The organism is Inquilinus sp. CAU 1745 (genome assembly GCF_039839375.1).
Lineage (GTDB): Bacteria > Pseudomonadota > Alphaproteobacteria > DSM-16000 > Inquilinaceae > JBDOQU01.
In genome coordinates this window covers 1-26,643 of the sequence record NZ_JBDOQU010000006.1, presented here as the reverse complement: position 1 = coordinate 26,643, position 26,643 = coordinate 1, and the positions used below count along the sequence as shown (strand labels likewise).

Annotated in this window: 17 protein-coding genes; 9 read left to right on the top strand and 8 right to left on the bottom strand. The window is 67.7% G+C overall.

Annotated features, from left to right (window positions below; translation table 11 throughout):
• Nucleotides 1-9: 9 nt before the first annotated feature.
• Both AAFN89_RS08970 and AAFN89_RS08965 read right to left on the bottom strand, forming a co-directional pair.
• Complete coding sequence (locus AAFN89_RS08970) at nucleotides 10-1,644, bottom strand: BCCT family transporter (protein ID WP_347538181.1); 1,635 nt, start codon at nucleotides 1,642-1,644, stop codon at nucleotides 10-12.
• Nucleotides 1,645-1,923: 279 nt separating this feature from the next.
• Nucleotides 1,924-2,646, bottom strand: coding sequence for a PRC-barrel domain-containing protein (locus AAFN89_RS08965; RefSeq protein ID WP_347538179.1), 723 nt, complete (start codon nucleotides 2,644-2,646; stop codon nucleotides 1,924-1,926).
• 321 nt (nucleotides 2,647-2,967) lie between these two features.
• On the opposite strand from AAFN89_RS08965, the gene AAFN89_RS08960 reads away from it, so the two are divergent.
• From AAFN89_RS08960 to AAFN89_RS08940, 5 genes are all read left to right on the top strand, one after another.
• The gene (locus AAFN89_RS08960) at nucleotides 2,968-3,924 is read left to right on the top strand and encodes an acetyl-CoA carboxylase carboxyltransferase subunit alpha (RefSeq protein ID WP_347538176.1); all 957 of its coding nucleotides are present in this window, start codon (nucleotides 2,968-2,970) and stop codon (nucleotides 3,922-3,924) included.
• Complete coding sequence (locus tag AAFN89_RS08955; RefSeq protein WP_347538173.1) at nucleotides 3,921-4,463, top strand: MAPEG family protein; 543 nt, start codon at nucleotides 3,921-3,923, stop codon at nucleotides 4,461-4,463. Before AAFN89_RS08960 ends, AAFN89_RS08955 begins: the two co-directional genes overlap by 4 nt.
• Nucleotides 4,464-4,470: 7 nt before the next feature.
• Entirely contained in the window at nucleotides 4,471-5,262 is a 792-nt protein-coding gene (locus AAFN89_RS08950) for a class II glutamine amidotransferase (protein ID WP_347538171.1), read from the top strand.
• 120 nt (nucleotides 5,263-5,382) lie between these two features.
• Entirely contained in the window at nucleotides 5,383-9,684 is a 4,302-nt protein-coding gene (locus tag AAFN89_RS08945; protein WP_347538169.1) for a peptidoglycan-binding protein, read from the top strand.
• Nucleotides 9,685-9,698: 14 nt separating this feature from the next.
• Nucleotides 9,699-10,160 (top strand): glycine zipper 2TM domain-containing protein, encoded by a 462-nt coding sequence (locus AAFN89_RS08940; RefSeq protein WP_347538167.1) that lies wholly within the window; start codon nucleotides 9,699-9,701, stop codon nucleotides 10,158-10,160.
• 200 nt (nucleotides 10,161-10,360) lie between these two features.
• On the opposite strand, the gene AAFN89_RS08935 is transcribed toward AAFN89_RS08940, so the two are convergent.
• Nucleotides 10,361-12,073, bottom strand: coding sequence for an MFS transporter (locus AAFN89_RS08935; RefSeq protein ID WP_347538165.1), 1,713 nt, complete (start codon nucleotides 12,071-12,073; stop codon nucleotides 10,361-10,363).
• A 124-nt stretch (nucleotides 12,074-12,197) separates the two neighbouring features.
• On the opposite strand from AAFN89_RS08935, the gene AAFN89_RS08930 reads away from it, so the two are divergent.
• Nucleotides 12,198-12,977, top strand: coding sequence for a serine O-acetyltransferase (locus AAFN89_RS08930; protein WP_347538163.1), 780 nt, complete (start codon nucleotides 12,198-12,200; stop codon nucleotides 12,975-12,977).
• 8 nt (nucleotides 12,978-12,985) lie between these two features.
• The gene (locus AAFN89_RS08925; RefSeq protein ID WP_347538160.1) at nucleotides 12,986-13,870 is read left to right on the top strand and encodes a VOC family protein; all 885 of its coding nucleotides are present in this window, start codon (nucleotides 12,986-12,988) and stop codon (nucleotides 13,868-13,870) included.
• A 210-nt stretch (nucleotides 13,871-14,080) separates the two neighbouring features.
• Here the strand turns inward: AAFN89_RS08925 and AAFN89_RS08920 are convergent, their stop codons facing one another.
• From AAFN89_RS08920 to AAFN89_RS08900, 5 genes are all read right to left on the bottom strand, one after another.
• Nucleotides 14,081-15,607, bottom strand: coding sequence for an aldehyde dehydrogenase family protein (locus AAFN89_RS08920; RefSeq protein ID WP_347538158.1), 1,527 nt, complete (start codon nucleotides 15,605-15,607; stop codon nucleotides 14,081-14,083).
• A 16-nt stretch (nucleotides 15,608-15,623) separates the two neighbouring features.
• Nucleotides 15,624-16,490: an NAD(P)-dependent oxidoreductase gene (locus AAFN89_RS08915; RefSeq protein ID WP_347538156.1), complete on the bottom strand. Its 867-nt coding sequence runs from the start codon at nucleotides 16,488-16,490 to the stop codon at nucleotides 15,624-15,626.
• 109 nt (nucleotides 16,491-16,599) lie between these two features.
• On the bottom strand, nucleotides 16,600-17,520 hold the full coding sequence (locus AAFN89_RS08910) for a LysR family transcriptional regulator (protein ID WP_347538154.1): 921 nt from the start codon (nucleotides 17,518-17,520) through the stop codon (nucleotides 16,600-16,602).
• A gap of 56 nt (nucleotides 17,521-17,576) precedes the next feature.
• Complete coding sequence (locus AAFN89_RS08905) at nucleotides 17,577-18,086, bottom strand: hypothetical protein (protein ID WP_347538151.1); 510 nt, start codon at nucleotides 18,084-18,086, stop codon at nucleotides 17,577-17,579.
• Nucleotides 18,087-18,101: 15 nt separating this feature from the next.
• Nucleotides 18,102-18,917 (bottom strand): DUF3100 domain-containing protein, encoded by an 816-nt coding sequence (locus AAFN89_RS08900; protein WP_347538149.1) that lies wholly within the window; start codon nucleotides 18,915-18,917, stop codon nucleotides 18,102-18,104.
• Between the two features lie 214 nt (nucleotides 18,918-19,131).
• Here AAFN89_RS08900 and AAFN89_RS08895 point away from each other — a divergent pair, with 214 nt between their 5' ends.
• A complete protein-coding gene (locus tag AAFN89_RS08895) occupies nucleotides 19,132-24,336 on the top strand; it encodes an alpha-2-macroglobulin (RefSeq protein ID WP_347538147.1) in 5,205 nt (1,734 codons plus the stop codon).
• 7 nt (nucleotides 24,337-24,343) lie between these two features.
• A complete protein-coding gene (pbpC, locus tag AAFN89_RS08890) occupies nucleotides 24,344-26,413 on the top strand; it encodes a penicillin-binding protein 1C (RefSeq protein ID WP_347538145.1) in 2,070 nt (689 codons plus the stop codon).
• Nucleotides 26,414-26,643: the final 230 nt, after the last annotated feature.

The window sequence follows — 26,643 nt, the reverse complement described above, 5'->3', positions numbered from 1 at the left end:
CCTTGCCGTTCAGCCTGTCAGCGCCTTCTCCTCCCGCAGCCCTTTGAAGGTGCTGTACATCATCGCCAGCAGCACCACGGCGAAGGGAATGCCGGTAGCCACCGCCGCGGCCTGCAGCGAGCCCAGCCCGCCGCCCAGAAGCAGGGCGATTGCGACCAGCCCCTCGAAGATCGCCCAGAACACGCGCTGGGCCATCGGCGCGTCGGTCTTGCCGCCGGCGGTGATCGTGTCGATCACCAGCGACGCCGAATCCGACGAGGTGACGAAGAACACGATCACCAGCACGATCCCGACGAAAGAGACGATCGCCGTCAGGGGCAGAGCCTGCGCCATCACGAACAGCTTCAACTCCTGCGCCGCGTCGGTGACGGCCACATTGCCCTGCGCGACCACCTGATCGATCGCCGCGCCGCCGAAGGTGGACATCCAGATGATGCTGACGACGGTGGGGACGATGAGCACGCAGGTGACGAACTCCCGCACCGTGCGTCCGCGCGAGACCCGCGCGATGAACATCCCGACGAACGGCGACCATGAAATCCACCAGGCCCAGTAGAACGCCGTCCAACCCTGCATGAAATCCTGATCCTCCCGTCCGAACGGGTTGGACAGCGGCACGATCCGCGTAACGTAGGCAGCGGCGTTCTCGAAGATCCCGGTTGCGATGACCAACGTCGGCCCCGCCACAAAGATGAAGGCAAGCAACACGAAAGCCAGGATCATGTTGATTTCCGAAAGCCGCTTCACCCCTGCATCCAGCCCGGCGACGACGGAGATCAGGGCGATAGCGGTGATCGCCATGATCAGGATCACCTTGGCCGTATCGGTCAGCGGCGCGCCGAACAGGAAGTTCAGCCCTGCCAACGCCTGCTCCGCGCCGAAGCCGAGCGACGTCGCGAGGCCGAACAGCGTGGCGAACACGGCCAGGGCGTCGATGACGTGGCCGGGCCAGCCCCAGATACGTTCCTTGAGCAGCGGATAGAAGGCCGAACGAAGCGTAAGTGGAAGACCGCGATTATAGGCGAAGAAGGCGAGCGCCAGCCCGACAACCGCATAGATCGCCCAGGGATGAAGCGCCCAATGGAAGATCGTCGCCGCCATGGCGTTGGCCTGCGCCGTCTCGGAGTCAAGACCGGTAGTCGTCAGCGGAGCCCAGCTTCCGCCATTGACGGAGGTTTGGTAGTGAGTGAGCGGTTCGGAAACGCCGAAGAACATCAGGCCGATGCCCATGCCGGCGGCGAACAGCATGGAGAACCAGCCGCCGTAGGAGTAGCTCGGCTTGGCGTCCTTGCCGCCCAGCCGGATGCTTCCATAGGGCGAGAAGATCAGCAGCAGGCAGAACAGCACGAAGATGTTGCCGGCCATCAGGAGAAGCCAGTCGAACATATTGACCAGCCATGCCTGCAGGCCAAGATCCCTGAACGAGCCTTCGGCGACGGTCTCGCTGGCATCCACGCCGTTGAAGAAGGCGGCCGTGCCCTCCTGGAAAATCAGCGCAAGGATCACGAACGCCACGATAAGAACGGCGGAAACGAAAAAGACCGGATTGTGAACATCGAGTCCCAGTATCCGGATGTTGTCCTGGCCGATTTTGTGGGGCGTGAAGGTTGGGCTTTGCGGTGGATAGGATGTGGTGTCGCTCATGGTCGCTCCCCTGTCTGACGGGTGCGGGCGTGGTTGAAGGATCCGCCCGCTTGGAACCATGCCGGCCGTCCGGGAGCTGTCGCCCCTCGGCCCGACATAGCGAAGTGCTTCAGTAAACGAAAAAAAAATATAGAGGGTCGCGCCGAAAACGACAAACCGGCGGTCGATTCACGACTTTGTCGGTCCGTTGGGACCAGAGCGCGGGCATGAAAAAGGGCCGGAGCGCCTTCGACGCTCCGGCCCATTCTTCCAACTCCCCTGCGTGAGGAGCGTCGGCTTCTAACCCTCGAACTCGGGCAGGGCCTTCAGTTCGGCTTCGGTCATGTTGACGACGACCACGTCGGTCGTGCTGTCGAACATCAGCATCGAGGGCTCAAGGGCGACCGTCTTGGCGCCGATGCCCAGGAAGCCGCCGGTGGTGACCAGGATCTGCTGGGCGGCGCCGGGCACGCCCATGATCTCCGTCACCTCGCCGACCGTGTCGCCATCCGGGGACTGCACGGACTTGCCGATCAGCTCATCCGGGCTCATCGTCTCCAGGATGCCGGCGGTCGCGCCCTCGGCCTCGGCGGAGGCGCCGGTGGTCGTGCCGACGACGGCGTCCGCGCCGGTTTCGACCGTGCCTTCGGCCGTGGTCTCCGCGCCGCTCATCATGTCGCCGGCGGCATCGGTCGTGTTGTCGATCGCCTCGCCGGTCGCGTCGACGGCGTTGCCGATGGCGTCACCGGTCGCGTCCACCGCGTCGCCGGTGGTCTCGGCCACGCTGTCGAGCACACCGCCGCCCTCGGCGTCGGCTTCAGCACCGACACCGACTTCGGCGCCGATATCGGCTTCCGCGCCGGCATCGACTGAATTCTCCGTCGTCGGCGCCACGACCTGACTGTCGGACTCGACGCCGACATTGGCCTCGGCGTCCACCCCGGCGCTTCCGGAACTCTGCGCGAAAGCGGCAGGCGACAGGAGGGCGAGGGTCGAAACGGCTGTGATCAGATGCTTGCGCATGTCATTACCTCATTCGTTCGCATTGGGGCTCTTCTTGCGCCCCGACGAGCTAGAGAACGGCAGGTTCCCGATCACCGTTCCCCGTCGGCCCCCAAGCACGCGAAATGACCGCCGCCGCGCCGCTTTTGCGCCCTGATTGGGCAACTTGGCCTTTTTTGGCGGTTCGGCCGTTCCTTATATTATACCTCATATCCGTCGGCCCGAGGGCGGAGGTTCCGCTCCGGCGGGCCTTTCCGAGGCGGAACGAGTGTGGTATCGCCTGACCCCTTCGCGTTCGCGCCATTCCTGGCCGCTTCCCCGCGCCATTAAGACCAAGGCTCCATGCAGACTTTCCTGGATTTCGAAAAGCCGATCGCCGAGTTGGAAGGCAAGATCGAGGAACTGCGCCATCTCTCCGACGACGGCGACATCAATATCGCAGAGGAGGTCGGCCGGCTGCAGACCAAGGTCGACCGGCTTTTGCGCAGCACGTACGAGAAGCTGACCCCGGCGCAGAAGGTGCAGGTGGCGCGCCACCCCAACCGTCCGCATTTCAGCGACTATGTCGACGCCCTGATCGAGGATTTCACGCCGCTGGCCGGCGACCGCGCCTTCGCGGAGGATCGCGCCATCGTCGGCGGCATGGGCAGGTTCCGCGGCCGTTCCGTGATGCTGATCGGCCATGAGAAGGGCGCGGACACCGAAAGCCGCGTCCGGCACAACTTCGGCATGGCGAAGCCCGAGGGCTACCGGAAGGCCATCCGCCTGATGAACCTGGCCGATCGGTTCAACCTGCCGGTGGTGACGTTCGTCGATACGGCCGGCGCCTATCCCGGCGTCGCGTCGGAAGAGCGCGGCCAGGCCGAAGCCATCGCCCGTTCGGTCGAGGTCTGCCTGGGGCTGAAGACGCCCATCATCTCGATCGTCATCGGCGAGGGGGGGTCCGGCGGGGCGATCGCCATCGCGGTGGCGGATCGGGTTCTGATGCTCGAACACGCGGTTTACTCCGTGATCTCGCCGGAAGGCTGCGCCCAGATACTCTGGAAGAACGCCGCCCAGGCGGCCGAGGCGGCGGCGGCGCTGCGCCTGACGGCCAGCGACCTGAAGCAGCTTGGCGTCATCGATTCCGTCATCACAGAACCCATGGGCGGGGCGCATCGCTTCCCGGAGGCGGCGATAACCCGCGTGGGCAATGCGGTGGAGCAGGCGCTCGACGGGCTGCGCAGCCTGGATGGCGGCGCGCTCAAGGCCAGGCGTCGGGAGAAGTTCCTGGATATGGGCCAGAAGGGCCTGGGGTGACGGCAAGGGAAGCGAGCCGGTCCCGCCGCGTCGTCCGTGGGGCCATCGTCCTGAATGGTGGCGCGGCCATCCTCGGCTGGGCGCTTTTCCTGATCCTCCTCGTCATGATGGCCGGCCCGGCCGCCGCGCCGGAAAGCGCGGCCGAAAGGCTGGTCGTCGCCGTCCGGCTGCTGGTCTGGCCCTCGGCGCTGCTGCTGATGATGGTCGCCGGCGTCGCCATGGCGAGGGTCGGCACCCGCGCCTTCAACCCGATCGACGATGAGGAAAGCCGAACTTACCGCATCCGCCAGCGGGTGTTGTCCAACAGCGTCGAGCAGACGGCGATCTTCGTTCCGGCCTTCCTCGGCCTCGCCGTCGCGCTGCCACCCTCCCATGTCGGCATCCTCTCCCTCGCCATCGGCTTCTTCGCCGTGGGCCGCGCGCTCTTCTGGATCGGCTATGAGCGTCATCCCTATTTCCGGGCGCCCGGCATGTCCGTCACCTTCAACGTGAATGCCGGCATGGTGCTCTACCTGCTCTACGCCCTGATTGCAGGATAGACCGCCCATGTGCCGCTGGCTGACCTATCACGGCCGTCCGATCTTCCTGGAAAAGCTGATCATGGAGCCGGTGAACTCCCTGATCGAGCAGAGCCTCCACGCCCGCAAGGCGGCGGTGGCGACCAATGGCGACGGCTTCGGCGTCGGCTGGTATGGCGAGCGCGAGACGCCCGGCATCTATCGCGAGACCCTGCCGGCCTGGAACGACCCCAATCTGCGCCATCTGGCCCACCAGATCCGCTCCGGCCTGTTCTTCGCCCATGTCCGGGCGTCGACCGGCACCGCGACCAGCCGCGCCAATTGCCATCCCTTCGGCCATGGCAGATGGCTGTTCATGCATAACGGCCAGATCGGCGGCTACGACAGGCTCCGTCGCCGGCTGAACGCCCTGCTGACCGACGATCTCTACGCCTGCCTGCAGGGCACGACCGACAGCGAACTGATCTTCCATCTGCTGTTCCGCTTCGGGCTGGAGGACGACCCGGTCGCGGCGCTGGCGAAGACGGTGGAGACGATCAACGCGGCCGCGGCGGAGATCGCGGAGGAAGAGCCGTTCAAGCTGACGGCCTGCCTCAGCGACGGGCGGCGGGTGATCGCCGTCCGCTATTCCAGCGACGGCGTCGCCCCCTCGCTCTTCGCCTGCCAGGGAGAGGACCACATGATCGTCGTCTCCGAACCGCTGGACGCCGAGTTGGCGGCCTGGAGCGAGGTGCCCAACAACCATCTCCTGATCGCCGACGGCTCCTGCCGCATGACCGTCCGACCGTTCCAGGATGCCGCGTCCGTGACCGCGATTTAGGATAGGTTTCGCAGCGATTCCGGATAAGCCATAGCGCATAGGGGTAAGCCGTTGCGCCCGGGGTTGTCGGTCATCTTCCGATAGATACAATTTTCCCGATCTGGAAATCGGGAGGCGGCCATGCGGATCGTGAAGGCCGGGATCCTCGCCGCGCTGGGCGCGGCGATCGCTCTTGTCTCACCGGCCGACGCCCGTCGGCTGCTTCAGGACGGCGCGCTGGAGGCGCATGTCCTGGACGGCGACTGGTGCGGCGAGACGATCTATGTCGAGATCAGGTCCCCGACGCGGGACAGCTTCGCCGGGGACGCCTTCCAGATCAGGCGCATGACGGCGATCCTGACGAATATCCTGCCGTTCGAATGTCCCGAGGCGCGGCGGATGACGCTGGTCGGCTCCGTCGGCGGCGCGGCGGTCTGGCAGGGGACGGCGTCGGTTGCCGACGGCGAGGTCGCGGCGATGCCGCCGCCTGCCCCGGACGCGCTGGTGCCGCTGGATGAGCGGACCCGCGTGCGGGAGATACAGCAGTCGCTGAACGCGCTCGGCTACGACGCCGGCGTGCCGGACGGTCTGATGGGCCCGGCGACGCGGTCGGCGATCCAGGCCTTCCAGTCAGACCGCGGCCTGCCTGCGACAGGCCAACCTTCGCCTGACCTGGTCACCACGCTGCGAGGGCAGGGGTCGGGTCAGTTCGCCGGTTCGGGCGGCCTTGTGATGTCGGACGGAGCGTCCCAGCGAGGAACCTTCCCGTCCACCTTCGCGCAACCATCGAAACCCGGTCCGGCCGGTACGCCTGCCTTGATGGCGGTTCCGGCCTCTCCCCAGACGCAGGCGCTTGCGGCCCAAGGGTTCGAGACGTTCGAGGGCCGCATCGTCCTTCCGGCTCCCATCTACATGCCGGATCGTTTGCGGGAGGTCGATTTCGGCCCGGTACTGGCACGGATGGCGCTCGCCGCCGCGCCGGAAATCGGCCAGGACTGGGACGCTGTGTCCCAATTGACGCGTCTGCTGTCGCCTGAGGAACGGCGGCGCATCCTCGTGTCCGCCGCGCCCGACATGGTCGCGCGGCAGCAGACCAGGCTGGAGGCGCAAGACTACCGCATCGATTGGCAGACGCTGACCAATCTTGGTTTCAATGAATTCCAGATGCAGCGCATCCTAGAGGGGTTCCGCGATATCGGGCAGCCTCGGCTGATGGCGGAAGCGCCGACCCCGCCGATTCCCGTCCTGGTCGTCTGCCGCGTGTCGATCGGCGATTATGATTTCGCCAATCAGCGTTTCGCCCTCGGCGCATTCCACCGGTGCGATTCCATAGGCGCCAGCCCCATTCTTTCGATCCGCACCGGATTCTCCACTGACGGCCTTCTCGAATATCTCGAAGTGCCGGTAACGGAGGCTGAGGCTTTCCTGGCGGCCATCGGAAGCGAGAGGGAAATCGTCGCCGGCATCGCCCTGACGATCGCCGGAATCACGCCGAACGAGGGGGCGAATGTCAGTTTCGACCTGATCCAGCAGCCGGAGGCCGTGATCTTCTTCCATGATGACCGCTTTCAGCAGGAAATCCGCCGGATCGACCTCGGCCCGTCCGATGCACCGGCCTCGGCAACCGGCGTCGTCACCGTCGATCCCACCCGGCTGATCGTGAAAGATAACGCCGCCCTGATAGCTCGCCAGGCGGCGCTTCTGGCGCTCGCATCGTCGCCGGGCCTTCTGGATGACGACAGACGCGCGCTGGCCTATGCGGACTTGCTGGCGGAGGGGGATCAGCGATCCCTGCTGGCGGGCGCGGGCGTCGACTATGAAGCGACCGTTGGGCGGATAGGATCGATCCAACGCGCCGACATGGATGAATTCGCGCGCCGCCGCCTTCTGGCGCTGTTCAGGTCGGACTACGCGCCCGCCCTCGCCGCGGCGGCGCCGTCTCCTCCGATCCCGCTGCTGCTCGATTGCCGGATACCGGTCCGGGAATATGATTTCGAGGAGGGCTATTTCCCCCTCGACGACAATATCGAGCGGTACTGCGATTGGCGGCAGATTTCGGCGGACATCCCGGCGATGGCTATCCGGCGCCCCTTCGACGTTTCAGGATTGCCCCGCGGCATCGCCGTCCCGCTGGCGGAGGCTCAGGCTTTCAAGGACATGCATCTGCGGTCGGGAGCCCGCGTGGGCCTGGAACTTTCAATCGTCGGAATGAAGGAGATCGACCCGGAAAGGGGCGCGCGCCGGTTCCAGCTTGAGATCACGACCGACGGGGCCGTGCTCTTCTCCGCGGCGGATGAGGGGCTGCGGTCGCCGATCCGGCGGTTCGACATGCAGGAAGATGAACCGGTCGCCGCGGCCGACGTTCCCGTCGCGCCGATCCAACTCCGCCAGCCGGCCACCGCGATGTTGCTCATGCTCAAGCATGGCCTTTGGGAGCCGACTGAGCAGGAATGGCGGCAATGGGCAGGGGCGCGGGCCAGGTGGGAAAGAAACGACCGGAACCGCGATTGGCCGCATTTCTTCGACGGCGTCGACATCTCGTCCGGCGATCTTTCGACCATGGTCGAGCTCGCTCTGATCCCGCGCTTCATGGAATGGACGACGCAACGCGCCGCCAACCTGCCGGAGACGCTGTTGTTCGGTCATGGCGGCACTTTCTCGATGAATGAGGAACGGCTGCGGGACGGGCGGATGCCGTTGTTCCGGCGCTCCTCCGGTTCCGAGAACCGGAACCTCGCAATCAACCTGGCGGTGCCGGCCGACCGACTCTACCTCTTCCGGTTGGCGCATGACGGCACTTGGCCCCTTCAGTTCCAGGAGATCGCCATCGTTCTTCCTTCGGCCGCCGAGGATTTCCAGATCCCGTTCGACCCCTCCGCCCTCCAGCCTAACAGCAGCGTGGCGTTGGAGGCCGACATATCCGTCACCGGCCTCCGCATCGTCTCCGACGGCCGCAAGGACCATCTGGTGGCGGACGCGACGCCGACGGCCGGGCGGCTGATCGACTATGAAACCGGCGCCGTCGTGGCGACGGCCGTCTTCGATGCTCCGGCCGCGATGGCCGTGACGCCGGTTACGTTCCCGCCGGAGGCCTATTTCCCCGTCCTCTATGCAGAGATGGCGGGCGAAGACCCTCTGGAAACGGTCTATGAGGCCCTCGGCAGCGGGCTCGACGCGTTCGAACGGCGCGAGAGGGCGCAGCAGCTTGTCGCGGAGGCGCAGGCGTTCGATCCGGGGCCGGACGGCGTCTGGGCGGTCGGCCGGCTGCGGTTCGACGACTATGATTTCGCCACCGGCTCATTCCCCGTCGGTTCCGTCTCCCTGTCGGGATATGGCGACGGCGTTCATAACGCGGTCGGGCTGACGCCGACGGCGCACGACCTGTTCGTCGTCAGGATGCCGCCGGAGCAGGCGCAGGCATGGCAGCAGGCCAACCCGTCCCATCCGGACTACGCGCTGCGCGTCAGGGTCAGGCCGGTTTCTTTGGCCGAGGGTTGGACGAGGCCGCTCCTGTCGGTCGAGGTCCTGGAGGCCGAGCTTCTGGATGAGGAGGAAGTCCTGACGGCGAACGATCCCAGCCGGATTCGCCACGAGTCCATCGCTGACTCCGCTTCCGCCGTCGAGGTTGCCGCCCCGCCGCCGGACGAGACCGAAGCTCCTCCTCCGGCGGCCGAAGCGCCGGCCGGCTTCGACATATTGGGCGTGAGCCTGGGCGGCAATCTGGAGAAGGCGGTCTCCACCATCGGGGCGGAAATCGGGGAAACAATCCGGTACGAGGCCCGGCGGGAGGACCGGTCGGCGGCGACCGGCGCCAACATGTGGGACCCCTTCAACGAGGGCGTGATGCTGCGGACGCCCGACGCAGCGCAGACCATCATGATCTATCATGAGCCGCCGCTGGCCGATCAGAGCGTCACCGCGATCTCCCGCTGGATATTCTATCCGGAAGGGGAGGGACCGCCCGTCGCCGCCGTCCGGGACCTGCTGATAGGGAAGTATGGCGAACCCCGGCAGACGGATGAGCGGAACAACCGTATCTACATGCGTTGGACGGCCGACATGCCCGAAGACGAGCAATACCAGTGCGACACGGATGCCGGCGTCCTGGTCTTCGGCCAATGGACGCTCGACGACGCGCCCTGGATTGGGCCGGAAGGCCCTCTCTTCACCCACGACAGCCCCGGAACTCCTTTCGTCGCCCAGGTCTCGGAGCCGGGGGCGTTCGTTGCGGACGGCTTCATCGGAAAGATGGAATATGATGAACCGCGCTGCCAGGAGATGCTGATCTCGCTCATCATCATGGCGCCCGATGGCCGCACCCGGCAGATCCTGACCGCTCTCTCGAATCCCGTGGCGATCGCCGGAACGGTCGAGGGCAATCGTCTGACGATGACCGGCGATACGGCGGAAACCTCCGTCGGGGAGATCGACCTGAAACTGTGAGGGAGGCGGGTGAGATGGCAAAATCTTCGGCGGTGACGGCTCTCCTGATCGCCGGCTTGGCGCTGGGCGGATGTCAGAGCACGAACCAGACGGTCGGCGCGGGCGCGGGCGGCATCATCGGCGGGTTGCTGGGCTCACAGTTCGGCAGCGGGACAGGCCAGTTGATCGCCACCGGCATCGGCGTCGGGGCCGGCGCGCTGATCGGCCAGCAGGTGGGCGCTTATCTCGATGAGCGCGATCGGCAGATGGCCCAGCAATCGACCATCGACACCTACCAGTCCGGCGCGGCGCAGACCTGGTCCAACCCGGACACCGGCGCTACGGGCGTGGTCCGCCCGGTGGCGAAAAGCACGGCGTCCACCGGCGACGACTGCCAGATCCAGGAACAGACGATCACCCTGGACGACGGAACCCAGGACACTACCCGCTACAAGCTCTGCGAACGCGACGGCGAATTCTATACCGAGCCGGCGTGACCGCCGCCTGCATGGTTCGACGGGCTCACCATGAGGTTTTTCCCTGGTTGGTCATTCCGGCCCCCGAGCCGGAATCCATGCGGCCTCGACACCCTATGGATGCCGGATCAAGTCCGGCATGACGACAAATTCGCCTCATCCTGAGCCCGTCGAAGGATGTGTGCCCGCATGGTTCGACGGGCTCACCATGAGGGGACGGCCTACGAAGACCGCGTCGGGTCGGTGAGGGGCTCGTGCAGTTCGCGGGGGTGGGGGTGGGGCGCGCGGCCGGCGGGAATGGAGCCGGTCTGGCGTTCGATCATGCGGTGGACCTGGGGCGGCTCGGCCCCCTTGTGCAGCGTGCGGATGCGTTCGGTGATCTCCGCATCCGCCTGGGTGATGCGCTGGTTGTGGCGCACATAGTCCAGCCAGGTCGGCGTCTGGTAGCGCTCCACCCATTTCTCCGGATCGGCCAAATCCCGCGCCAGGGTCCAGTGGCGGGCGCCGTCGCGCCGCCGGATGCGCCGCCTTTCGGACATCGCCGCCAGGAAATCCAACACATCCTCCTTGTGGATCACATAGTCGATCGTGACGACGACGGGACCGCTGCGCCCCAGGATCGGCACGGTGGTCTCAGGCTCCTTCCACGGACGCAGCGGGTCGAGGTTCAGATGCTCCGAGGCCGGCAGCGGCACGCGCAGGCCGATCAGCGCGCAGGCGAGTTGGACCAGCGCCGAGACATAGAGCGCCATGGCCACCCCATGGCCTTCCGCGATCAGGCCCCAGCCCCAGCTTCCCGCCGCCATGCCGCCGAACGTCGCCATCTGGTAGATCGACAGGGCGCGGGCGACGACCCAGCGCGGCGCGGACATCTGGACCGTGACATTGAAGCTGGACAGCGCCAGCACCCAGCCGGCGCCGGTGACCATCAGCGCCGGCATGGTCAGCCACAGCACCGGGCTCAGCCCCACCGTGACGGCGGCGAGCCCGAAGGTGATGCAGGAAAGCCGCACCATCATCTCCGCCGACATGGCGGCGCGCAGCGGCCCGCGTGAGAAGGCGCCCGTCACCGCGCCGACGCCGAACGCCCCGAACAGCAGGCCGTAGACCAGCGGTCCGCCGCCGATCAACTCCCGCGCGACCAGCGGCATCAGCGCCGGGATGGCGCTGGCCGCGAAGCCGAAGACAAGGCCGCGCAGCAGCACTGCGCCGATGCTGGGCGACATCGCCACATAGCGGACGCCGGCGCTCATGGCGACGCCCAGCGTCTCGCGGGGCAACAGCCGGGGCGGATAGTCCGGCTTCCACCGCAACAGGACCGTGACCAGCCCGACATAGCTGACGGCGTTGACCGCGAAGGCCGCCGCCGCCCCCGCCGCCGCCACGATCAGGCCGCCCACCGCCGGACCGACGCTGCGCGCCATGTTGAAGCCCATGCTGTTCAGCATGATCGCGCCCGCCAGATCCTTCCGCGGCACCATCTCCCCCACCGAAGCCTGCCAGGCCGGGCCGTTGAATGCCGTCCCGCAGCCGATCAGGAAAGTGAACAGCAGCAGCAGCCATGGCGTGACAAGGCCGGCCCAGGTGAAGACCGCCAGCGTGATCGACACCGTCAGCATGAAGGCCTGGGCGGCCAGCATCATCCGCCGCCGGTCCAGATTGTCGGCTAGCGCGCCCGCCACCAGCGACAGCAGCATGATCGGAAGTGTGGTCGACGCCTGGACCAGCGCCACCATGTCGGCCGAATCGGTGATGGAGGTCATCATCCAGGACGCGCCGACCGCCTGGATCAGCCCGCCGAAATTCGACCCCAGGCTGGCGATCCAGACTGCCCGGAAGATCGGGTAGCGGAGCGGCGCCAGCGCCGACGGCCGTTCCGGATCGGTCGGATGGTCGGGGGAGAGGGCTGGTTCGGATGGAATCTCGGTGCGCACGCCTGAGACTACAGCCGACAGGCGGCGTCAGGTCAATGTCGGCGCGGGTTTCGCCGCCGGGTTTCATCATTCCGGGCAAGCTGGCAGAGTGGCTGCAAATCTCGTCAGCGCGTCCGGGGGAAGAGTGACCGATATCGACAGCGGACGACCGGCCCGGCCGGCGGTTGATTTGCTTGAGGAAGCCCGGACGCTCTTCGCCCGCGACCCGCTGGTCGACGCGGCCCTGGCGGTCGATGTGACGGATCTCCGCTCGGAAACGGAGCTTCTCGCGGCTGTTCTTGCCAGCGCCATCCCGGCGGAAGGGAGCCGCCGATGCGTCCGCGACGCGGCGCTGAAGGTGCTGGAGACAGACCGCGCCGCGCTGGAAGGGGCGCTGGCCGATGTCGCGATCACCGCGCACCGGAATTTCGAGCCGGGAGGGGATATCGCGACACTGCTCTTCTCCCGCGGCGTCCATGCGCTTCTGGGGCACCGGGTTGCCCACAGCCTCTGGCGGGAGGGGCGTGCCGATTCGGCGCTGGCGCTGAAGACGCTGTTCGGCCGCGCCTTCTCCACCGATATCCATCCCGCTGCCCGGTTCGGATGCGGCGTCTGGCTGGACCACGGGCTCGGCTTCGTCGTCGGGGAAACGGCGATCGTGGAGGACGGGGCCTCGATATGGCATGGCGTCACCCTCGGCAGCACGCTGAAGGACAAGAGCGATCGCCGCCACCCCCGCCTGTGCCGGAACGCGACGATCGGCGCCGGGGCGATCCTTCTGGGCGGCATAGAAATTGGAGAAGGGGCGGTCGTGGCGGCCGGTTCGGTGGTGCTGGCCGACGTTCCTACCGGAACGACGGTCGCCGGCGTGCCGGCCAAACCGAAGACGCGATCGGGCGACTCCTTCTCCGGCTTCCAGGCGTAGGAGGCAGCATGTCGGCTCTCGGCATCGATCATCCGCTCATCCTGGTCCGCGACATCGAAGCGGCCGTCCGGCGGTTCCGGGCGCTGGGCTTCACCGTGACGCCGGTCGGCCGGCATCCGTGGGGCACCAGCACGGCGCTGGCGATGTTCGACGGCTGCCTGATCGAACTGATGAGCGTCTATGACGAAGGCCTGATCGACGAACGCCCGGCCGGGACATTCAGGTTCGGCCGCCACATCCGCGACCATCTGGAGGAACGGGAGGGCATCTCCCTCCTGGCGCTCCATAGCGAGGATGCGGATGGGGACGAAGCCGCCCTGCGGGACCGCGGGATCGCCTGCCAGGGCACGATAGAGTTCGGCCGCGACGTCACCCTGCCCGACGCCGGCGCGGACCGAACCGCCACGACGCTCAAGATCATCCACGATCCGGCCCTGCCGCGCCTGTCCAACTTCCTCTGCCATCAGCACCGGCCGGACCTGATCTATGTGCCGGCCTGGATGGATCATCCCAACGGCGCCTTCGGCATCCGGCAGGTGACGATCCTGGCGGCCGAAGCGGACCAGCCGAGGGTGCGCCGGCGGCTGGCCGGCCTTTACGGGGAAAGCGCGATCTTCGACCTGCCCGGCGGTTTCGGCGCGCGGACCGGCAACGGCGAATTCATCGTCGGGGACCGGAAGGCGGTCGAGGCGCGCTACGGAAGACTGCCCGCCGCTCTGGCTCGCGAGTCTCAGCCCTGTTACGTCGCCATCCATGTGCGCGTAGGCGACCTAGACGCCGTCGAGCCCCTCCTGAAGATGGGGGGAGCGGCCTACCGCCGATCCGGCGACAGCATAACGCTCACCGACGCCGAAGCGCACGGGAACACCTGGCTGGCATTCGTCGAAGGTTAGGGAGCCGTTCCCCTCATGGCGAGCCTGTCAACCTGTGCGCCTCCGCCAAATACCGTCATGCTGGACTTGATCCAGCATCCATGGGGCGTCGACATCGCATGGATTCCGGCTCGGGGGCCGGAATGACCAACAAGCAAAACCTCATGGTGAGCCTGTCGAACCATGTGTGCCCCACACTCGTCGACAGGCCCAGGACGAGGGGGACGCCCCTCATGCCCCCACGCCCGGCGCATAGCCGAAGGCGGCGGCGGGTTGGGCGGCGGTTTCGACCCAGACGCTCTTCACCTGGGTGTATTCGTGCAGCGCCTCGATCCCGCTCGACCGGCCATAGCCGCTGGAATCGTAGCCGCCGAAGGGCGAGGCGACGTTGATCACCTTGTAGGAGTTGATCCAGAAGGTGCCGGCCTTGACCTGCGCCGCGACGCGATGGGCGCGGCCGACATTGCCGGTCCAGACCGCGCCGGCGAGGCCGAACGGGCTGTCATTGGCGATGGCGATCGCCTCCTCCTCCGTGTCGAACGGGATGGCGGCGACCACGGGGCCGAAGATCTCCTCCCGCGCGACCGCCATGTCGTTGCTGACGTTCTTCAGCACCGTCGGCTCCACGAAATAGCCCCGTTCCGCCGGCCTGCCGGAAGAGCCGGTGACGATCTCCACGCCCTCGCCGATGCCGGATTCGATCATGCCCAGCACGTGCCTGTACTGCGCCGCGTTGTTGATCGGCCCGACCTCCGTCGCGGGGTCGAGCGGATCGCCGGTCCTGAGCCGCCGCGCGCCGGCGGCGACCATCTCAACGAACCGGTCATAGACCGACCGCTGCACCAGCAGGCGGGAGCCGGAGACGCAACTCTGTCCCGCTCCGGCGAAGATGGCGGCCTGGGCACCGATGCAGGCGCGCTCCAGATCGGCGTCCTCGAAGACGATGTTGGCCGACTTGCCGCCAAGCTCCAGCACGCAGGGGGTCACGCGCTTCGCGGCGGCGGCGGCGATCTTGCTTCCCGTGGCGGGGGAGCCGACGAAGACCACCTTCTTCACGGCAGGGTTGCCGATGGCCGCCTGGCCCGTGGTGTGGCCGTAGCCGCAAAGGACGTTGACCACGCCGCGCGGCAGGCCAGCCTGTTCGGCCAGCGCCGCGACCGCCATGGAGGTGAGGGGCGTCAGCTCCGACGGCTTCAGCAGCACGGCATTGCCCATCGCGATGGCGGGGGCGATTTGCCAGCCGCAGGTGAAGATCGGCGCGTTCCAGGGCGTGATCTGCAGGACCACGCCCAGCGGCTCTCGCCGGGTGTAGTTGAAATGGGTGGTCGGGACGGGAATGACCTCCCCATGCACCTTGTCGGCCCAGCCGGCGTAATATTCGAACATCTCGGCGACCTTGGTCGCCTCGACCCGGCAGTCGCGGATCGGCTTGCCGGCGGAAACCGCCTCCAGCACCGCCAGATCCTCGATCCGGTCGCGCAGGGCGCGGGCGATGGCCTGCATGGTTCGCCCGCGCGCGGCATGAGTCAGCGCCGCCCATTCGCGCTGTCCGGCGATCGCGGCCTCGGCCGCCCGCGCCACAACCGCGTCGCCGCCATCGGGATATCCCATCAGCATCTCGCCGGTGGCGGGGTCGGCGACGGCGATCTCCTCCCCAGCGCCGGGGACGATCTCCCCGCCGACATAGGAGCCGACCTCCTTGAGGCCGGGGAAGAAGGCGCCGATGGCGGCGGAAAGTTTCTCTGTCATCTGACCCATTGGGGGAATTCCTTCTTCAGCGCTGTCCCAGCTGGACGATGCGGTTGAAATCCTCGTCGTCGGCGATCGTCTCGGCGCTCGACGCCCACAGCCGCCCGGCCTCGCCCGACAGCGGCGCGTCGGTCCCGGTTTGCGCGATCAACTCCATCGCCAGCCGCACGTCCTTCCGCATCAGCTTCATGGTGAAGCCGGAATCGAAACCGTCGTTCAGCACCCAGGTCGGGAAATTGACCTGGGTCACGCCGCTGCGCCCCGATCCGGCGTTGATCCCTTCCAGCAACCTTTCGGCGTCGACGCCGGCGGCTTCGGCGAGGCGCACCGTCTCCGCCGCCGTGATGAGATGGGCGGCGCAGAGCAGGTTGTTCGCGATCTTCGTGATATGCCCGGCCCCGACGCTACCGATATGGACCCGCTTGGCGCTGATCGCCTCCAGCGCCGGCAGGGCGCGGGCCAAATCTTCCTCCGATCCGCCGATGACCATGGTCATCTGCCCGGTGATGGCGCCCTTCGGCCCGCCGCTGACCGGGGCGTCCATCATCGACATGCCGGCGGCCTCCAGCCCGGCCGCCAGCTTGCGCGTCGTGTCGGGGTGGGAGGTGGAGGTATCGACAACCAGCAGCCCCGCCTTCGCGTGCTCCAGAATGCCGCCCGGCCCTGCCACCACCTGCTCCACGATCGCGGCGGTGGGCAAGGACAGCAGCACTATGTCCGAACGGGCGCAGATGGGTCCCAGCCCCTCCGCCACCTCGATTCCTTCCCCGGCCAGCCGCGCACGGGTCTCGGCGGACGCGTCGGTTCCGATCACATCGAAGCCGCCGCGTTTCAGCGACAGGGCCATGCCCCGTCCCATATTGCCCAGCCCCACGACGCCGATCGTCTTCATCCGGTCCTCCTCGAAACTCTCGATAACGCCGCAGGGTCGGACGAACCAGCGGTCTGAAATAGGGGTTAATCCGACAACGGCCGTTGCAGTCTCGGCAACGGGCTGACGCTCAGTCGCCGTCCCTGTCCTGGAAGGCGTCCATCTCCCGGATCAGGCAGTCGGCCATGCTGGAGACCGAATCCGGCAACCGCCGCTGCGCCCTGACGATCAGATGGGTCGTCGCCTCCGCCAGAAGCGGGTCGGCGAGTTCGACCAGCCCCAGGCTGCCCTCTGCAAGTTCCGTCGCCACGACGAAGCGCGGCAGGAAGGTGATCCCCTGCCCGGCGCGGACGAACCGGCGCAGCACGTCCATCGAGGTGGTCTCCAGCACCGGCGTCAGCGCCTTGCCGCAATCCGCCGCCGCGCGGCCGACCAGATGGCGGATGCCGTGCCCTTCGGACAGCAGCGCCAGCGGCTCGTCCAGCAGTTCCCGCAGCCTCACGCCCCGCCGGCCGGCCAGCGGATGGCCCGGCGGCGTGACGGCGCTGAGCGGCTGGCGGGTGATCGCCAGCGACTGGATGTTCTCATCGATGACCGGGTTGTAGACGATCCCGATATCGGCGTCGCCCTGGGAGATCGCCTCCATGATGCCGCGTGTGCCGGCGATGGCGATCCGAAGACGGATGGTGGGGTAATCCTGGGAGAAGCATTTCAGGCCATTGTCGATCAGGTCGGCGACAAAGCCTTCCCCGCAGCACAGCCTGACGACCCCTCGGCTCAACCCCTTGAGCTGGTCGAGCTGTTCGGTCAGGACCTCCTGGTCCTCGAAGAACCGCCTTGCATGCTCCACGGCCAGCCGGCCCGCCTCGGTCAGCGCGACGCCGCGGGGCGTCCGCTCCAGCAGCGGGATGCCCAGCCGGTGCTCCAGATCGGCGATATGCCGGCTGACCGCCGACGGGGCGACGCCCAGCTCGCCGGCCGCGCCGCGGATCGATCCGGCGCGGACGACGGCGAGAAGATGATGGAAGGCTTTGCCGTCCAGGACGATCATCAGCTTGGCCGCCGGGCCGGCTCCCCATCATGGGAAGCCGGTCCGGCGCTTCTTCCCTAGCCGCCGATCCTGAGGACCAGGTCCGCGACGATGACGGAGCTTATGTAGGTTCCGAACATCACGCAGATGGCGACGATGACGATCTTCCACCCCGACCTCCGGGCGATCCGGAACTCGCTCTGGGTCAGCGCCAGGCCGCCATAGGCCAGCGCCGGGGTGGCGAGCGCCAGGAAGTTCAGCTTGTCCACCTGCTCGACCACATAGGCGCTGCCGGGCACGCCGGGAATGGTCGCGATGATGGCGACCAGCGAGATCCAGGCGACGCTGGGCAGGTAGAAGGGCGCGCCCTTGGCCAGCAGGACGCCGATCACGCAGAAGACATAGAGGATCGCCATGCCCGGCAGCGCGGCGAGCGGGTTGGTCCCCGTCGCCACCCAGTTGCCGATCAGCCCGATCACGCAGGCGATCAGCAGCAGCCCCAGCGTGTTGACGACGTTGATCTTCCGCTCGTCGAGCTCCACCTGGTTCGTCTCGAACGTGGCGGCGTTGGTTTCGTTGGTGCTCATGTCCCTCGTCCTCCCTTAAGCCGCCGACGCCCGGGTCTCGCCGGGGCGGGCCTTGCGATAGAGCCACTCGGTCAGCGGCAGCGCGACGAAGACGCCGACATAGAGGCCGGTCGCATAGGTCAGGATGTTGCTGGCGGCCGCCAGGGCCAGGATCGTGTCCTCCTGGTCCGGGATCGCCGCCACCAGCGCGCCGGAGCAGGCGGCCAGCATGCTGCCCGAACCGATGCCGCACGACATCGCCAGCGCGCGGACGTCGAAGATGCCCAGCGCGTGGATCAGCGGCGGCATGATGGCGAAGACGAAGGTGCCGATCAGCGTGCCCGTGGCGTAGACGCCCATGGCGCCCGCGCCTTCGGGGCTGTTCAGCCCGTACTTGTCGGCGATCAGCGCCAGGTTGGGCTCGCGGTCGATGGAATAGCAGGCGCCGATCGCCTCCCGGCCCATCTTCAGCAGCAGGACGGCGACGGGGAAGGCGATCAGGATGGTGCCCAGATTGCCGATCTCCTGAAGGACGAGCGCCGGGCCCGTCTCGATGATCGTCTGCATCTGAGGGCCGACCGTGGTGCCGAACTTCGCGATGAACGGCATGATGGCGACGGCGATCATGACGCCGGACATCTTCACCGCCTTCGGCGTCAGGATCTTCTTCGTCAGCTTCAGCGAATTGGGATTGAGCAGGATGCCCATCGCGAAGGCGTAGAGGATCGGCAGCAGGATAACCGTCGCGATGCCGATCGGTATCAGCCTGACGCCGATCACCTCGGAAACCAGGACGATGCCGAGCACGATCAGATGCAGGCACAGGATGCTTGTCGTCGAACTTCTCTCCACCGCGAATCCCCCTCACTGTTGCTGGATTTGATCCGTTCTTATTATCTTTCTTTCCTCATTGTCCATGCGCGGGCGGTTCAAGGAAGGCGATAGTTGCGCAACGGGCGTTGCGGTAATGGCAACGCGGACGCGATGTCCATTCGTTCATGCCGCAACAATGACATGTTGAACTGCGACTCAGGGTAGAAAGCGACATCAGCCTAGGGAGGTCGGGATGACGGGGCGTGTTTGGTGGCTCGGGGCCTGGTTCGCCGGACTGCTTATCCTGATCGTCGCGCCGGCCCGCGCTCTCGATGCGCCGGAACTGCTCGACGCCGCGTGGCAGTATCGCTATCGGCTGGCGGACGCAGCCCAGGAGAGCGACCTGCCGCCGGAGGAGACGCTGCGGTCGCAGATCGCCGCGGCGTTCAAGGCCGACCGGCCGCGGGACGCGCTGGACCCGGCGCGCGGCCTGGCCGGCCTCCGCCCCGACGACAGCGCCGTCTGGCGCGACCTGGCCGGGGTCTGGGCCATGGTGGAGCCGGAAAATCCCGCGACCTTGTGGTCGGCGCTCATCGCCTATCGCACCGCCGTTAACGGTGAGGAACGCGAGGCGGCCCTGCATCTGGCCGCCCCGCTGCTGGAGGCGCGGGGCGAATGGTCGGCGGCGATCTCCGCCTACCAGGAACTGGCGGGCATGCTCCCCGAAGACAAGGATCTGGCCCAAAAGCTCGATTTCCTCCTTCGGCAGTACGGCTTCCAGATCGAGCGCATAGAGGCGCGGTTCGAGCAGGAGAGGCCTCAGCTCTGCCTCTATTTCACCTCCGCGCTCTCCGATCCGCGCCTCGTCACCTATGGCGACTATGTCCGCATCTCGCCGGAGGTCCCGGTGGAGGCGCTGGCGTCCGACGACGCGCTCTGCCTGGAAGGCGTCCGCCATGGCGAGACCTACGAGGTCACGGCGCTGGCCGGACTGCCCGCCCAGGACGGGCGGTCGCTGATGGAAACCGACAGCTTCGATCTCACCGTCCCCGACCGGACGCCGACCGTGGGGTTCCGCGCCGGGACCTATGTCCTGCCGCGCATGGGCGAAGGCACCGCCCCGCTGACCACGGTCAATGTCGACGAGGTCGCGCTGCGGTTGCTGAGGATCAACGACCGCAATCTGATAGACCAGGTCGTGCAGGACCGCATCGCCGGCGCGAATCTGGGCGGCTATGAGCTTGACGAGATCGCGGAGACCCATGGCGAGGCCGTCTGGGAAGGCTCCATGCCGGTCGAGAACCAGCCCAACCGCACGGTCGTCACCGGCGTGCCGGTGGACGAGCTGCTGCCGGAAACCGATCCCGGCATCTACATCCTGGCCGCCCGCAATGCCGACGAAGACGACGAATGGCGCTACAGCCTCGCCGGCGTGCAATGGCTGGTGGTGACCGATATCGGCCTCTCCAGCTTCTCCGGCCAGCACGGGCTGACGGTCGGCGTGCGCTCCCTCGCCACCGCCGAGGCGATGGAGGGCGCGCGCGTCACGCTGCTGGCCCGCAACAATTCGGTTCTGGGCGAGGGGCGGACGGATTCGGAAGGCATCATCACCTTCGCCGCCGGTCTGACGCGCGGGGAGGGCGGCAATCGCCCCGCCGCGATCCTGGCCTACGGGCCCGAAGGGGATTTCACCTTCCTGGAACTGACCGGGCCGGCCTTCGACCTCAGCGACCGGGGCGTCAGCGGCCGGCAGGAGCCGGGACCGCTCGACGCCTATCTCTATACCGAGCGCGGGGTCTATCGGCCGGGGGAGATCGTGCATCTGACGGCCCTGCTGCGGGACGACCGCGCGGCGGGGGAGGTGGGCTTGCCGCTTTCCCTCCGCCTTATCAGGCCGGACGGCGTGGAGGCCGATGACGTGACGGTCTCCGACCAGGGCGCGGGCGGCTATGCCCACGATATCCCCCTGCCGCCGAACGCCAGGACCGGGATCTGGACGGTCGAGGCGCGGATGGCGGAGGACGGTCCCGTCATCGGGACCGCGTATTTCCAGGTGGAGGATTTCGTGCCGCTCCGCATGCGGCTCGACCTGACGACCGAGGCCGACGCGCTGCGACCGGGAGAGACGGTCACGATCACGGCCGACGCGCAGTTTCTCTATGGCGCGCCGGCGGCCGACCTGCCGGGCGAGGCGGATCTGGCGGTGCGCGCCGCCCTCTCGCCTTTCCCCGATTGGGAGAACTATGCGTTCGGGCTGACGCAGGAGGATTTGCAGCCGCAGCGCGTCTCCCTGCCGATGGAGGCGACGAATGTCGAGGGTCAGGCCAGTCTCCCCATCCTGCTCGACTCCCTGCCCGACACCAGCCTGCCGCTTGAGGCGGAAATCCGGGTCAGCTTGTTCGACATCGGCGGTAGGCCGGTCAATCAGACGCTGACCCTGCCGGTGCGGGGGCGCGGTCCATGGATCGGGATCGAAGGACCGGCCGGCGGAAGGGTGGCCCAGGACACGCCGGCGGACTTCTCCCTGATCGCGCTGGACGGCGAGGGCGAACGCATCGCCCTGCCCGGCGCGAATTGGGAACTGGTGCGGGAAATCTACGACTATCAATGGTTCTCCACCGGCGGGGCATGGGATTACCGGGTCGTCGTCCGCGACCGGCCGGTGGCGTCCGGGGCGATCGACATCGCGGCCGCCGACCCCGCCGAAATCCTGGAAAGTGTGGATTGGGGCCGCTACCGGCTGGACGTGTTCGACTCGGAAACCGGGGCGGCGAGCAGCGTCCGCTTCAGCGCCGGCTGGTGGACCGCGCCATCCCTCGCCGATACGCCGGACCAGATGACGGTCGCGCTCGACCGCTCGACCTATCGGGCGGGCGATACGGCGCAGATTCGGTTGACCGCGCCCTTCGCCGGCCGGGCGCTGGTGACGGTCGCCAATAGCGGCATCCTGGAAACCTACGACATCGCCCTGCCGGAAGGCGGCGCGACGCTGGAAGTGCCGGTGGACGAGGATTGGGGCGTCGGCGCCTATATCCTGGCGACGGCGTTCCGGCCGATGGCGGAGGCGGAGGAGGAGGGTGAGCGCGGGCCGGTGCGCGCCGTCGGCGTCGCCTGGTTCGATATCGACCAGTCGGACCGGATGCTGGCGGTGGAGATCGATGCGCCGGCCGAGATCCGGCCCCGCCAGACGGTGGATATCCCCATCGCCGTCTCCGGTCTTGCGGAAGGCGACGAGGCCTATCTGACGCTGGCGGCGGTGGATGAAGGCATCCTGCTGCTGACGGATTTCGCCTCCCCCGATCCGGTCGAGCATTATTTCGGCCAGCGGGCGCTGGGGGTCGACATGCGCGACCTTTACGGCAACCTGATCGTCAGCGAGGGGCGTCGCGGCAATGTCCGCAGCGGCGGCGACGGGGACCAGATGGCCGGCCCGCGCGTCGCGATCACGAAGACGGTGGCGCTTTATTCCGGCATCGTGGAGGTCGGGCCGGATGGAGAGGCGACCGTGCCTCTGGATATCCCCGATTATAATGGCGAACTGCGCCTGATGGCCGTGGCCTGGAGCGCGGGCGCGGTGGGCGGCGCCGAGCGGTCGATGATTGTGCGCGATCCCGTGGTGGCGGAGGTGGCGCTGCCGCGCTTCCTGGCGCCGGGCGACCGGGCCATCGCAACCTTGAGCCTGCACAATGTCGCCGGTCCCGCCGGTTCCTATCGGGCCGAACTTTCGGCCGGCGGCGCGGTGACGGTGGACGGGGAGGCGGCGTTCGACGGTCCGCTGGCGACCGATGCACGCGCAACCCTGCCGGTGACGCTTGTCGGCGGCGAACCCGGGACCGGCGAAATCCGCCTGTCGCTCAGCGGGCCGGACGGCTTCGCGGTGGAGCGGCAATGGGAGATCGCGGTGCGGCCGGCGCAGCCGATCATGTCGAACAGGCTGACCGGGGTTCTTGAACCGGGGGAGACCTTCATCATCGATAACGGCCTGGCGGATTTGTACCTGCCCGGCACCCTGGAACTCGCCGCCAGCTTCTCCAGCCGGCCCAATCTCGACGTGCCGGGGCTGATAAAGGCGCTGGACGATTACCCCTATGCCTGCCTTGAGCAGACGACCAGCCGCGCGCTGCCGCTGCTCTACGCCGACGAACTCGCCGCCGCCGCCGGCGGCGGCTTCCGCCCCGACGATGCGGACCGGAAGGTCCAGCAGGCGATCAACCGCGTGCTGGCGCTCCAGCGGGCCGACGGGCCATTCGCCGTCTGGTCTCCTTTCGGAGAACCCGATGACTGGCTGACCGCCTATGCGATGGATTTCCTGATCCGCGCCCGGAGTGAAGGCTTCGACGTGCCGAAGGCGGCGTTGCGGCGAGGGCTTTCCTACATGCAGGATTATGTCTCCCGCTGGTATTCGCGGGAACAGTGCCAGCCGGCGGCGGCCTACGCGCTGGATGTCCTGGCCCGCGCCGGCGTCGCGGAGATCAGCGACCTCCGCTACTACGCCGACACCTGCCTGGAAGCCTTCCGCACCCCGATCGCCAAGGCGCAGCTCGGCGCCGCGCTGGCCGCCTATGGGGAGATGGACCGCGCCGACAGGGCGTTCCGCGCGGCGGCGGAGGATACCCGCCCCGGCCCCGACTCCCTCACGGTCCGCGACTATGGCTCGGAACTGCGGGACCGGGCGGCGGTGACGACGCTGATGGCAGAGGCCGGACGACCCATCGACGCGGTGCTGGCCCAGGGGGAGCGGACGGCTGACCTGCTGGGTCAGACCCGCTGGACCAGCACCCAGGAAAATGCCTGGGCGGCGATGGCGGCAGCGTCGCTCGCCGGCGGCGGCCCGCTGGAACTGACGGTGAACGGGCATCCCGCCGAAGGCGCGGATGGCGGTCTCACCCTCGATCCCACCGCCGAGGAATTGGCGCAAGGCATCGCCGTCACCAACGACGGCGCGGAAGCGGTGCGCCGCACCGTCAGCCTGCGCGGCATTCCGGAAGATCCCCCGCAATGGGTGGAGAACGGCTTCACGCTCAATCGTGTCTATTACACTATCGAGGGCATACCGCTCCGTGGCCAGAAGGGGCCCTCCGTCCGCCAGAACGATCTGGTGCTGGTGATGATCACCGGCCGGGCGCTGACGACCCTCGACCATCAGATCCTGGTGGTGGATCTGCTGCCGGCCGGGCTGGAGATCGAAAATCCCAGCATCGGGGACGGGCGCGGCCTCGGCGATTTCGCGGAGACGCTCGACCTCACCCAGCCGCTCCATGTGGAAATCAGGGACGACCGCTATGTCGCTGCTCTCGACCTGTCCGCAGGCGGGCGGGAGTTCCGGCTGGCCTATCTGGCGCGGGCCGTGACGCCGGGGGACTTCGCCCTGCCGGCCTCGTTCGTGGAGGACATGTACAAGCCGGAATACAACGCCAGCACGGCGCTTCGCCGGCTCACCGTCATTCCGGCGGACTGACGGGGCCATGCGGGCGGCCGTCCATGGCGTACTGGCGGCGCTGGTCCTGCTCGTCGGGCTGGCGGCCTGGCTGGACCACCGCTACCCGCCGGCGCTGGAGCGGTACCACCAGCATTCGACGATGGTGCTGGACGCCGAGGGCGACCTGCTACGCGCCTACACCAGCGTCGACGGTTACTGGCGGCTGCCCGCTGCCGTGGATGAGGTGTCGCCCGCCTATCTTGAGATGCTGATCGCCTATGAGGATGGGCGGTTCCGGCATCATGCCGGCGTCGATCCCCTTGCTCTGGCCCGCGCGGTCGGTCAATGGATCGCGGCCGGTGAGATCGTTTCCGGCGGATCGACGCTGACCATGCAGGTCGCCCGGCTGCTGGAGCCGCGCCCGCGCACCATCCGGTCCAAGCTGATAGAGATGGCGCGCGCCGTCCAGCTTGAGCTGCATTTCACCAAGGACCAAATCCTCGGCCTCTATCTCACGCTCGCCCCCTTCGGCGGGAATCTGGAGGGGGTGCGGGCGGCGTCGCTCGCCTGGTTCGGGAAGGAACCGGCGGCGCTGAGCCGGGGTGAGGCGGCGTTGCTGGTGGCCCTGCCGCAATCCCCGACCGCGACCCGTCCCGATCGGTTCCCGGACCTCGCCCGCGCGGCGCGGGACAAGGTGCTCGCCCGGATGGCGTCGGCGGGGGTTCTGACGCCGCGCATGGTGGCGGAGGCGATGGAGGAGGAGGTTCCCCATGCCCGCCGCCCGATGCCGTTCCGCGCGCCCCATCTGGCCGACCGGCTAGTGGCGGAAGCGCCGCCCGGCGCCGCCATCCGCTCCACCATCGACGGCGGGCTGCAGGCGGCGGCGGAGAGGCTGGCCGAACGGGCGTTGGGCGATCTGCGCGGCCGGGCGAACCTCGCCGTGCTGGTGGTGGAGAACGACAGCCGAGCGGTGCGCGCCTATGTCGGCTCAGCCGATTTCTTCGCCGGGGCGCGGTCGGGACAGGTCGACCTTGCCACCGCGATCCGCTCCCCCGGCTCGACGCTGAAACCCTTCATCTACGGCATGGCGTTCGAAGACAGGATCGTCCATCCCGAAACCCTGATCGAGGACCGGCCCCGCCGCTTCGGCGACTACGCGCCGACCAATTTCGACCCGGTCTTCTCCGGCGACGTGACGGTGCGGGAGGCGCTGGTCCGCTCCCTCAACATCCCTGCGGTGGCGGTGTTCGAACGGGTGGGACCGGCGCGGCTGGTGGCCCGTTTCCGTTCAGCCGGCGCGCCGCTGACGCTGCATGATCCGGCCGAACCGCCCGGCCTGCCGATCGCGCTCGGCGGCGTCGGGACGACGCTCTACGATTTGACGACCCTCTATGCCGCGCTGTCGGAAGGCGGCGTCGCCCGGCCGCTGCGCACCCGTCTGGACGATCCGGGAGGTGAGGGCCGGCATCTGCTGACGGCGGCCGCGGCCTGGCAGGTGACGGACATCCTCACTTCCGTCACCCCGCCATCCGCAATGGTGCCGGCGGGCTATCTGGCGGACGGGCGGACCGTCGCATACAAGACCGGCACCTCCTACGGCTTCCGCGACGCCTGGGCCGTCGGCTATGACGGCGGCCACACGATCGGCGTCTGGGTCGGCCGGCCCGATGGCACCCCCAGCCCCGACCGCTACGGCCGCAATACCGCCGCGCCGCTGATGTTCCGCCTCTTCCACCTGCTGCCGAAGCCCGACGAAGTGCTACCCGGCCCGCCGCCCTCGGACGTGCTGCTGGCCGGCACGTCCGACCTGCCGCCCCACCTCCGCCGCTTCGACCGCGCTATATCCCCATCGCCGGTTCAAGGGATCGCACTGTCCCAACCGCTCACGCTGGACTTCCCCCAGGACGGCGCGACGCTGGACCTCGACGCCCCGACCGTCCCCCTCATCGCCCGTGGCGGCGAGCGACCGCTGCGCTGGCTCGTCAACGGCCGCCCGATCGACTCGTCCCCGCTCCGCCGTGAAACCGAATGGCGCCCGGCAGGCCGGGGCCTCGCGACCGTGATCGTGCTGGATGCGGAAGGCGCTTCGGAGACAGCGACGGTGTGGCTGGAGTAGGGACTTTCCCCTCACCCTCCCGCCCCTTCGGGTCGGGTCCCTCCCTCTCCCCTGAGGGGCGAGGGTAAGTGGGTAGCCCTCTCCCCTCGTGGGAGAGGGTTGGGTGAGGGTCCAACCCGGATAGATAGGTGACAGTTTAGCCCGGCGACATGGGTGACAGGTCTCAGAGTGGTTGCAGGAGGTGCGGCCATGCCCTGGAGAGAGACCTGTGTGATGGATCAGCGGCTGAG